We start from the raw sequence: 14,899 nt of genomic DNA, 5'->3' as shown, positions 1-14,899 counted from the left end.
AAGTTCATGGTATTAAATATCAGTTTTTTATCTTCAAAAATAAAAGTCTATTTAATAAGGAGTTAGCCCAATAATGAACCAACTCCTTACATTACATAAGTTTTTAGGTAGAATTAGAAATATCCAGGGTTCTGCTCTTCCTCATCAGAACCGCGAGGATTCAGTCGGTCAATATGCTTTTGAGGAATTGGACGCAGTTTGTGATACTCTTGGATATTCTTCATTGCGTCTGGATTCCATTTTTTTACATACTCAACCAATTTCTCACAACGTACCAGATCTTCCCATCTTGTGTATTCGCCCAAAAGTTCACGTCCTCTTTCATCCAACATAAAATCTACAAAGTTCTCTTTCAAGTCATCTGCAGTCACTTTTATATTTTCATAAGTAGATTCCGTGTTGTCCATTTCTCCACCTTCTTCCAGCCAATATTGAGGTACCTTTTTTTCGCCGGACTTCCAAGAAGCACGCTCACGAATAACATTAATCAAATCAGCAGCCAAGTTGTAATCCCCCTTACGTCCTGCTGCTTCCGCAGCAATGAGGTAAGTCTCGCCAAGACGCATACGTACCCATTCGCGTACCCCTTTCTGCTCATTTGCCGTTTCTCTTAACGGATCCTCATATTTCAACACAATGGGATAATATCTGTTATTCTTACTTGGATCATCCTTGTTCCATTGAAAATATTTATATTTATATGTTCTGTTCTTAGGAGCATTTAAACTATAATAAATAGCAGTATCTCCTATGGCTAAAGAAGAAGTTACTTTATTACAATAGTAGGTCCATTTAAAACTCTTATAAAAACGGGAGTCATTTTTACGATCAAATAACTCAAACATCGTCTTATTGGTAGCACGATGAAAACGATAAGGACGGCCGTTAGCTATATCACGCTTCATACCAGGTTGATCTTCATACCACGATCCCCAATATAAATGAGATTTATTTCCATCTCCATTATATATCGGATCAAGAGTAAACTGAATGGAAAAGATAACCTCACGATTTCCCATGTTGTTAACATCCCACAAATCCGAATAGTTATTCAATAAAGTATACTTAGGGCTGTCTATTACCCTTTTTGCATAGTAATAAGCACTATCCATATCAGTTGATAATTGTCCACGCTGATCAGTTACTGCACTACCACGTGTAAGATAAACTTTAGACAATAAATGAGCAGCAGCATATTTAGTAGCCTTACTTTGTTCTGTACCAGTTGCCGATTCACGGAGATGTTCTGCCGCATATCTTAAATCACTGACAATAAGCTTATAGACATCTGATACAGAAGAGCGTTTGAAGTCAGTTTGAGGTTCTTGTATTGCCTTAGTAACCAAAGGTATTTTGCCAAATTGTTGAACTAAGTCAAAGTAGAAGTACGCACGAAAGAAATTCATCTCAGCACCATAACTCTCTTTTTCTGCTTCCGATACACTCGCCTCCGGCAGAGCATCTAAGACCAAGTTTGTCACTCCGATAGCTTTATAATGGTTTTCCCACAAACTATATAACTTCGATTCTGTTGGTGACAAAGTTGCACTATATAAATTATAGGGATAACTCAAAGCTCCCTCCGCACCTGTTATCAGATCAGTGCCTAATTCTGTAAAAACATTAGAGAACTCTCCACCAACTCCAAAACGCATATAAGCATAGGTGGCATCAACAGCTGCCAGTATACCTTGTTCAGTTTTATAAAAATCACTTGTTATACGAGGAACTTCTTTCTCTGAAAGAAAATCATCACAACTAACATTTATCAGGGAGATAAATCCATAAACCATCGTAAAAATTATGTCGATGCTTTTTCTATATTTCATCGTTTTCATTTTATTCTTATTTTATTTAGTTTAAAAAGAAACATTCATACCAAATATCCAACTACTTACACTTGGTGAAGCATAGGTTGCCGCTCCTTCCGGATCGACTCCGGTGTAGCTTGTAAACACAAGAGGATTCTGTGCAGTAACGTATAAGCGACAATTAGATAAAGTTGCTTTATTAACCAGACTTTTAGGTAATGTATACCCTAATGTTATTGTTTTAACACGTAAAAAATCAGATTTTTCATAATATAATGAAGATTCATACTCTATATTGTCATACAACCTGTTAGGACGCGGATAAGCATTAGTGGGATTATTAGGAGTCCAATAGTCAAATTTCACACTATTATTACGATAAGACTGGTGATTCACGCGAACTGCATTTCTCAACATTCCGCCTAAAGTTCCATAAAGAACAACATTCAGGTCAAGACCTTTATAAACAAATGTATTGCTAAAATTAAAAATATGTTTGGGGCGTTTTTGTCCAAGGATCATACGATCATTGTCTGCAGTAATTTTATGATCTCCATCAATATCCAGCAGTTTAATCATTCCCGGTGCAAATTTATGACCATTCTTATTATATTTTTCGATTTCTGCAAGATCTTCCGGAGTATCCTGCCAGATACCGATTTTCTTATAATCATAATATACCCCAAGCGCTTCGCCTATAAACCAACTATTGCCTATATCATCTACTTTCCCATTATACAATTCTACAATTTCTTCCTTATTAGTTGAATACATAAAATCTGTAGACCATGTAAAGTCTTTATTTTGTATATTCACAGTAGATAAACTAACTTCAATACCCTTATTCCTTGTCTTACCAACATTAGTAAGTACACTCGTATAGCCAGAGACAGCAGGTAACTGACGGTCAAGCAGCAAATCATGTGTATTTTGCAGATAAGCATCAACTGTTCCACTCAAACGTCCACGGAAAAAACTAAAGTCAACACCTACATTCCATTGTCCGGTAGTTTCCCAAGTCAATGTTTTATCCGGTAAGCTGGATGAGGTATAACCAATAACCATATTTTCTCCATAATTATAATACTTCTTTGATAACAATCCCTTTGTTTGATAAGGATTAATAGAAGTATTGGCAGTTACACCATATCCGAAACGCAGTTTCAAATTATCAAGTTTATCAAAATTCTTAAGGAAGTTTTCCTCATTTACTCTCCATGCCAATGAAAAAGCAGGGAAAGAAACCCATTTGTGTCCATCTGCTAAACGTGAAGAGCCATCATAACGCATTGAGAATGTTGCATAATACCTGCTTTTATAATTGTAGTTCAAGCGCCCCATGAAAGAAGCAAGGCTCCATACCTGGTTATTACTGTCATATCCTGTTATATCCAATGCTGACGCAATATCATTAAAAAGCAGATCATCCGAAGGTAAATCCTGAACAGTAGTACTTAAACTTTCAGTTCTATTGCGCTGAATAGATTGCAGCAAAGTAATCCCGATAGAGTGTTTTCCAAATTGCTTATCATAGAATAACAGATTTTCAAATGTATAAGCATAGGTTTGTTGAGTAGCATTCTTTGCCTGATTAGGATTGCCTTGTCTTGCATTTGAAGATAAAAAAGAATAATCCTGCCGAGAATGGAAATCAATGCCAATATTTGCACGATACTTAAGTCCATCTAACGGAAGTTTGATTTCTCCATAATAACTACCTAAGAAACGGTTAATCTTCAACGGATTTACTACAGCATCAGGCTCCAAATATTGAAGAGGATTCCACCATTGAGAGTCACCACCCGAGGTCATCAACGTAGGTGCTCCATCATCATCGTACAATCGTCCAAGCGGATTAACACGCCAGCAATCCTGAAAATTCGAACCTCTATCCTGTAATGAATGACTAAAATGTGACTGTCCTCCTATCTTCAACCAATTAGTAACCTCCGCATCAACACTCAACTTTACCGTATAACGCGAGTAGTCTTGATTCTTATAAATGCCTTCATTCCTGAAATATGTAGTATTAAAAGCAAACTGCATTTTATCACCTCCCCCTCTGATGCCGAGTTGGTGATCAGTCACTATACCTGTACGCTCTACTTCATTCCACCACAAAGCACCGGAACGCACTTTACCAGGATCATAATTACCGTTTTCATCGTAAGCCATCGCAATAGACTGCCAAGTATAATCATCGCCAGTAAACGAAGGTAATGTTTTATCCAGTTCCATATTAGGTACTGCTGAATCATATTGTCCGGCAGCTCTATAAGCTTCACGCACATACTCCGCATATTCTGATCCATCCATTAATTCCAACTTATTTTGAATGGTCTGAATTCCGTAATAGCCATTATAGTCAACCTGTACTTTTCCTTTCTTACCTTTCTTTGTTGAGATAATGATAACTCCATTAGCACCTCTAGACCCATATATCGCTGTGGCTGAGGCATCCTTAAGAACCTCTATCGACTCTATATCACCAGGGGCAAATAAATTAGGAGCTGTTGAAATAGGAATACCATCCACTACATACAACGGATCATTTCCTGCTTTGATAGAACGTGTACCACGAATAAGAATAGACGGAGTAGATCCTGGAGTCCAACTTGTGTTCTGTATCAATACTCCCGGAACTTTACCCTGAATAGCCTCAGCAGCGGATAACGCCGGACTCTGCAACAGTTTTTCAGAATCAACAGATGTAACAGAGCCTGTCAGATCACGTTTCTTTACAGTTCCATAACCCACTACTACAACTTCATCCAATTCTGAGGCAACCTCAGTTAAAACAACATTCATCATTGCTTGTATGCCAACCTTTTTCTCAAGTACATTGTAGCCGATATAGCTAAACTTTAAAGTCGAATTTGATGAAACATTTAAATCAAACTTTCCATCTATATCCGTTACTGTACCATTAGAAGTACCAAGTTCCACTACACTGACTCCTATTAATGGTTCATTTTTCTCATCAGTGACTAATCCCTTAATATTTTTCTTTCCCTGACCATAAACAGTAAACAGAGATAAACACAATAATAGAAGGATTGCAGAGAACCGTTTTCCTCCTAGTCTTTGTTCACTTTTGTTTGTTAGCATAAAAATGTTTTTCATATTAATATATTTTTTAATTGGTTCTATTTTAAAAGACACTTATTAAAGAGACAAATACCTTTAAAACATCAGCATGAGTAATTCTCCAAAACTCAAATTATCAAAAAGTACTCTAATGACATCTTCTTAGAAATACTCAAAAAATTAAAAGAATGTTTTTCCATATTCATCGCTATTTATCAAAAATTAATAATATGTATCTTTTCTCAATACCTGCAAAAAGACTAATACACTATTGAAAACGTTTGATGTTGTTTCTACATGCAAAATTAGCGTACAAGCAATATGTATATATACAATATCTCGCCAATATCATGCTCATATCCGCAATGCACAAAGAGAATACAGTTATGGCGAAATTGAATACAACAGTCTTTTAGCAGAGGTTATCCCCCCGGACAATAAAACCTTAGTTTTAACTAAAGTTGATCTTGTTAAAACCTAAATTCAACCAGATAGAATTTTGGAAAAATCAATCAGAGCACTATCTTTGTTCGCCAGTAAAAGTGATTAATGCCAAGAGGACTACTAATGAAATATTATATTCAATTTTCTTTGCTGCTACTATTTTGTTTTATACAAAATGTCAATTCACATAACCTTAGACAAATTAGTAATCGTGACGGGCTATCAAATAGTTCCGTTACCTGTTTATTTCAGGATGAAAAACGATTCTTATGGATTGGTACTTATGACGGGCTCAATATGTACGACAGCCAAAAGATATATGTATATAAGCCTGATATCAACAATCAAAATAGTCTTTCAAGTAACGTTATCAGAAAAGTTATAGAAACAGATAAGAACTATCTATGGATTAGCACAAAATGGGGGCTAAATAAACTATCCCAGCAAAGTAATACTATAGAAGAATACTATAATGAATTTGGCGAAAATTCGTATATCGCCAAAGACAGCCAAGACTATTTATATGTATTTAATAGACCCAATACATTATCGCTATATTCGAAATTAGACAATAAATTTATAAATTTCCCCTTCTATAATGAGAAGGAATTGGACAATGTATCGAGTTTCATAATTGATTCACAAGATACGGTATGGATAAACCATAAAGGCATAATGGAAAAGTATACCATATCTGGTAAAAAAACAAATAACCCTCAAGTAGTCAGACATCCGGATTTTATATATCCACACCTCATAAAATATGCTTTCTACAGTGACGAGAAAATAATTATGGTAGATTCTGAAGGAAACATATTTTACAAAGACAAAGAGAAGCTACATTTTATCAAAAAATTAAAGCAATCGATTCAGGAAAGTGGTAAAATCGGAGCTATTGCTTTTGATAATAAAGACATTCTTATTGGATTTGAAACAAATGGTCTTATACGACTAATAGCTGAACAAAACTACCAAGTTGAGAAGTTCAACATCAATTGTGGTGTATTCTCTTTGTGGAAAGATAAACAACAAGATATTATCTGGATTGGCACAGACGGCCAAGGGGTATATGCATGGACAAAAGACGAATACACATTTACCAATATATTACTCAATGAACTTCCGATCAGCAAGAAAAGGCCGATTCGTGCCGTTTACACTGATAAATATAACACCTTATGGTTAGGTACAAAAGATAACGGTGTAATAAAAATCAGAAATTACGATACTTCAAAAGAGTATTCAAATGATAACGTTACACATCTTACAACTCAAGAAGGACTCACTAATAATGCAGTTTTCGCATTTGCACCAAGCAATGTGTATCCAATTCTGTGGATAGGCTCCAATGGCCCCGGTTTAAACTACTACTCTTTCTCGGACAATAAAATTCACTCATTAATCAACAATACTAATCAAGATATCGCCCACGTACATTCCATGAGTGAGACAAACGACTCACTATTGTGGATAGGGGCAGGAAATACTCTATTGAAAATAAGCACCCAACGACATAAGCAAGGGATTGAAGCTAAACAGATTCATGCATTTAACTTTAAGGTTCCGCATAAGCAGAAAAATAATCAAATATATGCCATATATCCGGAAAACGACTCTATCATCTGGATTGGGATGCGTGGTAATGGTGTCATCAGATTAAACTCGCATACTGAAGATTATTCTTTCATCTCTTTTGATAGGAATGGCATAGCTCCCATGAGCGATATATTATGTATACATCAAGACCAACATGAAGATATGTGGTTAGGTACAAGTTATGGGTTAACTAAACTAAAATTCTCATCCAATGGCAATTATGACTATAAGAATTTTAATGAGAATGAGGGTTTACCCAATAATACAATACACGGAATCATTGAAGACCAAGAAGGACATCTATGGTTAAGCAGTAATACCGGTATTATATTATTTGATTCTCAAAAAAATATATTCAAAAACTTTAATCATAGGACAGGATTAGATATAACAGAATTCAGTGATAACGCATATTTTCAAGACAAAGTAAGAAACAGATACTTTTTTGGGGGAGTAAATGGCATAGTCTGGATAAAAAAGGAGAAAAAGGGAAGAAGCAATTTCGTACCTGATATTCATTTTACTAAAGTAAGGATATTCAATAAGGAATATAATATTCATGAATTTGAAAAGAAAGGCAGCAATCCCCAAAATATCGTACTGAACTATGACCAGAATTTCTTTGCAATCTCTTTTGTTGCCACCGACTTTATCAATGGTGAGAACTGTAAGTATTCTTATAAACTTGAGAATTTCAGCAATGTATGGATGAATACACGTTCCAATGAAGCTCAATTTACAAATATTCCTCCCGGAGACTATACATTGAGAGTGAAATACAATGACGGAGGAAATAACAATGATAATTTAATCCAGAGTATCCGTATTGTCATTCTTCCCCCTTGGTACCAAAGTATTGCAGCTCAGATAATATATGTATTACTGGCCCTTGGAGCAGGATTCGGATTCTGGCACTATATCCGGCGGAAATACGAACGGAGAAAAGCCGCTATTTCCAAGAGATTAAACGAAAAGTATAAAGTAGAAATGTACGAAGGTAAACTACGTTTCTTCACTAACATCACACATGAATTTTGCACACCACTTACCCTGATCTATGGACCATGTGAAAGAATATTGCAGCATGAGAACAGTGATGCTTTCATCAGGAAATATGCTCAGATTATTAAATCAAATACAGAGCGCCTCAATAGCCTGATACAGGAGGTCATAGATTTCCGCCGTATGGAAACCGGTAATCAGATATGCCACATACAGGAACTGAATATCAGTAAACTGGCAAAGGAAATTATAGATTCATTCAGTGAGTTGGCAGAGCAGAATCAAATCCATCTAGAAACCGATATCTATCCGGAAATTATGTGGAAGAGTGATTATAGTGGATTCACAAAGATCCTGAATAATCTTATCTCGAATGCATTTAAATATACCCCCGAGAATGGAATAATCCGCATATCCATAAAAGCCGAAGGAGACAAGTTAAATCTAAAAGTTTATAATACGGGAAAAGGAATATGCAAAGAGAGTATTCCATTTATATTTAACAGATATAGTGTACTTGATAATATTCAAGAGAATAGTATTAAAGGGCTTTCTTCCAGAAATGGTTTGGGACTTGCCATCTGCCAAAGCATGGTAGAACTGCTACAAGGTACTATTGAAGTAGAAAGTGAAGTAAACCAATATGCTCAGTTCATAGTGAACCTGCCACAACTTGAAGTAACAGGAAAAGCGGAACGTATACTAAATGAAGAAGTTCCTAAATCTGAACCTTTTAACCATAAAACCAGTACTGAAATAACTGAAAGAGACAATCACCAGGAAGAATCCAATCAACCGGAGCCAACCATTCTGATGATAGATGACAACAAAGAGCTACTGTGGATGCTAAAAGATATACTATCCGATGAATACTCTGTTTTAACCGCAGAAAATGGCGAAGAAGGGCTTACCATATTAAAACAAAAAACACCGGACCTCATCATTACAGATATTATGATGCCTAAAATTGATGGAATCACCTTAATCAAACAGCTCAAAAGCAACAAACATACAATGCATATTCCACTAGTTATCCTCTCTGCAAAGAATACAACCGATGAAAAGATTGAAGGTATAGAATCTGGAGCAGATGCTTATATCCCCAAACCATTCAATACTCAATATCTGAAGAGCATCATCAAGCAACTATTAAAAAAGCAGGAAGAATTAAAGCAATATTACAACTCCTCAGCAAGTGCCTTTGAATTTAGTGGTGGACATTTGCTACAACAGGAAGATAAGAAGTTTATAGAAACTGCTGTTGAACTAATCAATAGAAATATGGACAACACCAAGTTCGGACCGGAAGAACTTGCAGGAGCCATGCAAACCAGCAGTAGAAACTTATATCGCAAGTTTAAAAATCTGGAGCAGCTACCACCTAAAGATTTCATTAAAGAACAAAGAATTAATTATGCCGCGAAACTACTATTAACCACCACGTTGACTATACAAGAAGTCATGTATCGGACAGCTTTCACAAATCGGTCACATTTCTATAAAGAATTTGGCAAACGATACAATCAAACTCCTAAGGAATACAGAGAAAGCAATAAGCACAAAGACAATTCTCTCAACTAAAAAGAGCTTGTACATAGATACTTAAGGCAAGAATGAAAATGATATCACTCTTGCCTCAAATTTATATCCAGAAAGCACCTTACCTATTCAAGTTCCCTATTTTCCCAGCCGTTAGCGTGACCGGTCCCAATAAACCGGACTCAACAAGGGGTGAGGTTTTGTCATAATGCTTCCAAGTTGTAAATGCAATTCTGCCTCCTGCAGGTTTCGGTTTACCCTGTATATACCATTCAGGAAGTTTTTTGATACCACCGTTGCGCAATGTAGAATATTTATTTGGAATATCCTGATAACCATAAATATTCTCTTCAGGCATGTACTCATCACCAATCAATCGGTTGACCCACAAATTTGTTACACGAATTTCTATTGTATTATCTCCTTCGTGCAAAAATTGTTGTATATCAACAGAATAGGGAGGAGCCCAACAGATTCCAGCACAGTTCTCATTCACCAACACTTCAGCAAGTACTTCTACACGCCCTAGATCCAAACGTAAACAAATATCGTCTTGTAAATAGGCACTATTGATAGACAGCGAATAGAGATAATTCATCGTTCCCGAAAAATGACGAACCCCAAAATTTTCTTCTAAATGCAATGAATGCAACTGGCTTAAAGTAATTTCTTCAGTTACTCCCATATTTTTTTGGAAATCGAACCCTCCAGGGCCCCTCTAACAAAATACGCGCAGGAAGAATGTCAACATGCTTCCGAAAACTTGTATGCTCTGAAACAAACTCATAAATACCAGCTTGCCATGCAATAAACTGATAATTGGGCAACCATGATATCACCTGCTCACTTGGATGGAACGGAGCAGGTACCCCTTTTTGGTAAAGTTTGGTTATCTCTGTCTGGTCAATACTTGAAGAATGGATACATAAATTACAAAGTCCACCTTCATAAGCATCCGCTTTACACAACAAATCCGAATGCAATGTCTCGAGGTGTACAATTGTGCTTGAAGTTGTTCCTGCCCCAGCATATACTCCATTTATCCAAAGATGCGGTACGTTATTCTGATAGATCAAAGCCAAATGAGTCCACCCCGATAATGGTCTGAGATTTCGGTATACAGCTTTATTATGTATAGTCCGCTCATATACAACCACTCCATTCCGCCCCACTGACAACCCAACAGCACTATGCCCGTTTCCATGTCGCCTCTCTCCTTCTAAAGGGTAAATTGCAAAAAAACGAGCACACATATCACCAAGTTCCTGTTCTTCGGTTATGGCTATGTCCACCTCAGGCTTTATCCAACAAGTAATACTAAAATTTACAGATAAAGAATCCTGTTCCACTACATTTTTAATAGTTGGAAACAAAGAAACTCCATTGTATTTCAAATTTGTACACTTCCGTTGTTTTTCAGCCTTACGAAAAACAACAAACATAGATCCTGCAGGAGTAAAATTAAGAGGAATTTCTACACCTTCACTATCAGTGCGATAGACCGGGCACTGTAAAATTTCAGTTGTATAAGGATCCCATAACTCCGGAATATAACCTTTTATCCGGAAATGAGCTGTTCCTTTTTCATACGCTCGCTTACGATTTGCCAAGAAGTATATCTCGACTCCTTCCTGTTGATAATGGATAGCATGAACAGCTGAATTTCCTGTCTCAGAATAATAAACAAAGTCAGGAGATACACCTAACCGATTGAGAATGATTTGTAAATCCTCTCCTTCATATACGTTCGGGTACTGCCAGACTTTTTTCACCAATGCAACAAACTCATTTTCTTTCTCCCCATCACACAAACCTAATGTATGCTGTGGCTTTTGACCAACCAACACCATTCCCTCATCCACCAATCGATCCAGTATCCGCAACGTATGCAATGACATTGTTTCCGATTTAAGCAACACTAAGAGCTTATAGCCATCAAAGCGTGTAGCAGGAAGAAGAATCTTTCCATCCTTGATGTGTGCCTTGTCCAGTATTTCAGTATTTACCATGTCATAATCATACCCTTCTGGAGGTGCCAATGGGGTTTGTTCCGGTTCAATGGTACTGCCAAAACTATCATCACCATTATGATAAAGAATATCACCATAGAAAGTTGAGCTCTGGAAAATGTGCTGACAACGATTCAAATAGTCAATCCACGCTTTCCCCGGTTTCCACCACGTATTGGTACGGTCAAAGTGCAATCCCCATGCTCCCATCGTCATTCCCGGAGCGGCAGTAGGATGCGGTTGGTGGGCAAAACGATGAAAATAAATCCTACTAAGTCCCCGGGTGAACATATAATCACCTAGTGACTTTAGAGCATATGGATACAACAGCCATTTGTCTGCATCTGGTTCAGAAGTAAAAGCCTCAGCACCAACAATCTTTCCACCAAGCGTATGTGTTATTGAAGCCACTTGTTTAACGGTACGGTTATATTTATAATTTGCCCAAAGCACAGTCTGGCCACACCAGAATTCTCCCATATTAATGTCAAGCTGTTGTGCCACTTGCAATTCTTCCATCATATTGCCACCGTAAGGCTCTGTATAAGTTATTATACCTTTCTCTTTACACCGTTTTTGAAAATGCGCATAGTAACGCTCAGCAAACAGATCAGCTCTGGTTCGGCGAAAGTCAAACAGGAAACGCTTCGTACTTTCCTCACTCTCAACCACCTTATTAGCTAACGCAGGCAAAAACGGATAAAGCGCATACCTATGCTTTTGTTCAAAGTAGGCAGGCATGTCGGAAGTCCAATCCTGATCGCCCGTTTCATAGCTATCTATCAGCAAGCCAATCTTAGAATGTTTGGCTACCTTCTCCATTGCAGGCATCAGCCTCTTAAACATACAATCCAAATGATAGTCTAGTGCTTCCGTACTGAATTTGTCACAATCCAATCCGGTCGATTTAGAGGGAGCTGACTTATTCTTCTGATCTTTAGCTGTTTGTCCGAAACGCATAATCAACCACTCACCAGCGGGAGCCGCCCAAGTTAAAACGCCATCCTTAAGTTGCCCTGACAATTCAAGAACCGATGACTTAGGTATCACTTCCATATTTGCCGGAATAGCCAAACAAAATGTATCTATATAATAATCAAACATATGTTTGGGAGTAGGCAACGGCATCCGGATTTGTTTTCCACCTGTTACTTTTGTTTCGCTCCATGTTATTATCTGCATAGCTTTATCCGGAGTAATCCAAGGTCCACCACTAGATGACCAGCCGGGGCAGTTGTGCATTGCAAACTCCAAGCCCAATCTCTCTGACTCTTTGAGCGTATGTAAAATAAGATCTACCCACTCATCACTAAGCGATTCTACCGGACCAATGGGAATGCCACTTCCTGCTTCAAACAATTGATAGCCTGCAATGCCATTTGCTTTCATGGCTTCAAGGTCACAGGTTATGCCATCTTTAGTAATATTACCATTCATCCAGTGCCACCACGTATAAACTCCGGAAGAGAAAGGCGGATTACGGAAAGTAGATTCGAGAAGTGTTGAAGAAGATTTAGATACCTTGTTCCTACATACTCCCATAGCAAAAGCAGGACTAACCAAACTAACGATACCCGCTGATGACAAAATTTTAAGAAAAGTACGTCGTTCCATGAATAAAAAGATTTTTAGGTGGGTTCTATTAATCATTGTTTCTACATGCAAATATAAGAGCCCAACAATGGATACATATATGGTATTCTGCCATAATGATATCCAAACCTGCAAAATACAGAATGAATACACTAATGGCCAGATTGCATACACTTTCTACCCATTAAAAGAAGAATCACAGGTACAATCATCTCTTCAGTAGCCGCTTCGTCAGATAGTGGACCGGATACCATACTGAAAGGAAGCCAACGGTAATCACAGTAACAAATATCAATATAACGTCCGTTGCATGAACACTGACTGGATAAGCATCCACAATAAAACCACCGCCACCACCGCCCAAGGAGATAATGCCGAAACGCTGCTGAATATAGCAAAGCAGCAAACCAAGGATAATGCCGGAAAGTGCACCGAACAAAGATATAAGCCGGCCTTCAAACAAGAAGATGCGAGCGATTAACCGATCATCCGCTCCAAGATTACGTAAGGTTTCCACGTCCTCCCGCTTATCAAGAATAAGCATAGAAAGAGAACCAATCACATTGAAACAGGCTATAGCAAGGATAAACGTAAGGAACAGGTAAGATATAAACTTCTCTATCTCCATGATACGGAATACATCAGCCTGCTGCTCATAACGGTTCAAGACCACAAAATCATCACCTAAGATGCGGGAAATCTTTTTCTGTACGGCAGAGGCATCTGTATCCGATTTCAACTTCAGTTCAACAGCAGATACCTCCGTATCATAATTAAAAAGATTACGTGCAAAATCAAGAGAAGTGAGAATATAACGCGCATCATATTTTTGCTGGTTCACCACAAACACAACTCCGGGAGAAAAGAGGTAATCGCGATTAAAAGAAGCAGAAGGATTAGCCACATTCACACGTACATTCCGCTTAGGGGCATATACCTGAAGCGGATCTACGAACTGAAGACCAGTCCCCAGCTCAGAGATCAGTTCCACACCCAAAACCCCGTAATCCACTATGGAATCGTGCAAGATAAAATCCCCTGCACCGTATAGCAAACTGTCGATAGACGTCAGTAGTTCAAAATTATCTTCCACCCCTTTTATGATTGCCATAGCCTGGCGGTCTTTATACTGCACCATGGCGTTATCTTCCAGTGTCTCTGTCCAGACATCAATTTCCGGCAAAGAACGCACCTCCTGAAAAGCAGCTCCATTCGGTTCAAAGACTTTTCCCTCACGAACCATAATCTTCAGTTCCGGATCGAAAGCCGTAAAAAGACCTGCCACCATATCCTGAAAACCATTGAACACGGAGAGTGTACAGACCAACGCCAACGTAGCCAATGCCACTCCACACACCGAAATGCCGGAAATGATATTGATAGCGTTGTGTTTCTTCTTAGAGAAGAGATAGCGCCGGGCTATGTAGAAGGGAAGGTTCACTTCAACAATTCATCTATTTTCTCAAGATAATCCAGTGAGTCATCCACAAAGAACTTCAGTTCGGGGATGATACGAAGCTGATGACGTACACGAGTTCCTAACTCATAACGAACAGACTTCATGTTTTCATTGATGTTCTTAATCATCTCTTCTGCCTTTTCCGAAGGAAAGATGCTGAGATAAGCACGTGCAACACTCAGGTCAGGACTGATACGCACAGCACTGACTGATACCAATATGCCCGGCATAGATTTTGTTTGTAACAAGAAAATTTCGCTCAATTCCTTTTGAAGTAAACGACATATTTTGTTCTGTCTGGTAGTTTCCATACTATTTATTCCTTTATTTAGAGACAAAGTTACTGAAATATCTGGGTT

General features: G+C 37.9%; 7 protein-coding genes. 1 reads left to right on the top strand and 6 read right to left on the bottom strand.

The annotated features are described in order from the left end of the window. Positions 1–113: 113 nt before the first annotated feature. Both BACINT_RS07110 and BACINT_RS07105 read right to left on the bottom strand, forming a co-directional pair. Positions 114–1,838, bottom strand: coding sequence for a RagB/SusD family nutrient uptake outer membrane protein (locus tag BACINT_RS07110; protein WP_007661782.1), 1,725 nt, complete (start codon positions 1,836–1,838; stop codon positions 114–116). A 21-nt stretch (positions 1,839–1,859) separates the two neighbouring features. After that, on the bottom strand, positions 1,860–4,934 hold the full coding sequence (locus tag BACINT_RS07105) for a SusC/RagA family TonB-linked outer membrane protein (RefSeq protein WP_044154822.1): 3,075 nt from the start codon (positions 4,932–4,934) through the stop codon (positions 1,860–1,862). A 531-nt stretch (positions 4,935–5,465) separates the two neighbouring features. On the opposite strand from BACINT_RS07105, the gene BACINT_RS07100 reads away from it, so the two are divergent. Then, positions 5,466–9,521 (top strand): hybrid sensor histidine kinase/response regulator transcription factor, encoded by a 4,056-nt coding sequence (locus BACINT_RS07100; RefSeq protein WP_044154821.1) that lies wholly within the window; start codon positions 5,466–5,468, stop codon positions 9,519–9,521. A gap of 79 nt (positions 9,522–9,600) precedes the next feature. Here the strand turns inward: BACINT_RS07100 and BACINT_RS24520 are convergent, their stop codons facing one another. The 4 genes from BACINT_RS24520 to rbfA form a co-directional block, all read right to left on the bottom strand. Further along, positions 9,601–10,164 (bottom strand): glycosylhydrolase-like jelly roll fold domain-containing protein, encoded by a 564-nt coding sequence (locus BACINT_RS24520; RefSeq protein WP_007661776.1) that lies wholly within the window; start codon positions 10,162–10,164, stop codon positions 9,601–9,603. Further along, a complete protein-coding gene (locus BACINT_RS07095; protein WP_232288749.1) occupies positions 10,151–13,102 on the bottom strand; it encodes a glycosyl hydrolase in 2,952 nt (983 codons plus the stop codon). The genes BACINT_RS24520 and BACINT_RS07095 overlap by 14 nt, the downstream gene beginning before the upstream one ends. A 187-nt stretch (positions 13,103–13,289) precedes the next feature. Then, positions 13,290–14,522, bottom strand: coding sequence for an FtsX-like permease family protein (locus BACINT_RS07085; RefSeq protein ID WP_007661769.1), 1,233 nt, complete (start codon positions 14,520–14,522; stop codon positions 13,290–13,292). Next, the gene (gene rbfA, locus BACINT_RS07080) at positions 14,519–14,851 is read right to left on the bottom strand and encodes a 30S ribosome-binding factor RbfA (RefSeq protein ID WP_007661767.1); all 333 of its coding nucleotides are present in this window, start codon (positions 14,849–14,851) and stop codon (positions 14,519–14,521) included. Before rbfA ends, BACINT_RS07085 begins: the two co-directional genes overlap by 4 nt. Positions 14,852–14,899: the final 48 nt, after the last annotated feature.

Origin of the sequence: Bacteroides intestinalis DSM 17393, assembly GCF_000172175.1 — a bacterium.
Classification (GTDB): domain Bacteria; phylum Bacteroidota; class Bacteroidia; order Bacteroidales; family Bacteroidaceae; genus Bacteroides; species Bacteroides intestinalis.
Note: the sequence above shows the minus strand (reverse complement) of the source record. Positions and strands in the feature narration are given on the sequence as shown.